Below are 640 nucleotides of genomic sequence, written 5' to 3'. Positions count from 1 at the left end.
TTCCAACAACCCTATACCAATTCCTTGGACGCAGTGAGTGACCGTGATTTTATCTTAGAATTTCTGTCAAATGCCAGCATTTTGATGATGCATATGAGCCGTTTTTGTGAGGAAATCATCAATTGGTGCAGTTTTGAGTATCAGTACATTAGCTTGTCTGATAGCTTTTCAACGGGTTCGTCTATCATGCCCCAGAAGAAAAATCCTGATATGGCGGAATTGATTCGAGGGAAGACAGGACGGGTTTACGGGCACTTGCTTGGACTATTGACCGTCATGAAGTCTTTGCCTCTGGCCTATAATAAGGATTTGCAAGAGGACAAGGAAGTCATGTTTGATACAGTAGAAACGATTTTAAATTCTCTGGATGTGCTGGCAGGTATGCTATCGAGCATGCAGGTTAATAAGGCCAAAATGCAGCAATCTACAGAGAATGATTTTTCGAATGCGACCGAACTGGCAGATTATTTGGCTGAAAAAGGTCTTCCCTTTAGAGAAGCGCATGAAATAGTAGGGAAATTGGTTCTAGACTCTATCAAGCATGGTAAAAATATTCAAGATTGGGATTTGGAGGAGTTGCAAGTCTACCATCCCTTGATTGAAGAGGATATTTATATCTACTTGCGCCCAGAAACCGCTG

1 protein-coding gene is annotated in these 640 nt (G+C 41.7%); it reads left to right on the top strand.

Features of this window, described 5'->3' with window-relative positions; genetic code table 11:
- A partial coding sequence (gene argH, locus GMD1S_RS08680) for an argininosuccinate lyase (protein WP_000408618.1) occupies positions 1 to 640 on the top strand: 640 nt, incomplete at both ends.

Origin of the sequence: Streptococcus sp. GMD1S, assembly GCF_000296875.1 — a bacterium.
Classification (GTDB): Bacteria; Bacillota; Bacilli; order Lactobacillales; family Streptococcaceae; genus Streptococcus.
This window is presented reverse-complemented; position numbering and strand designations above follow the sequence as displayed.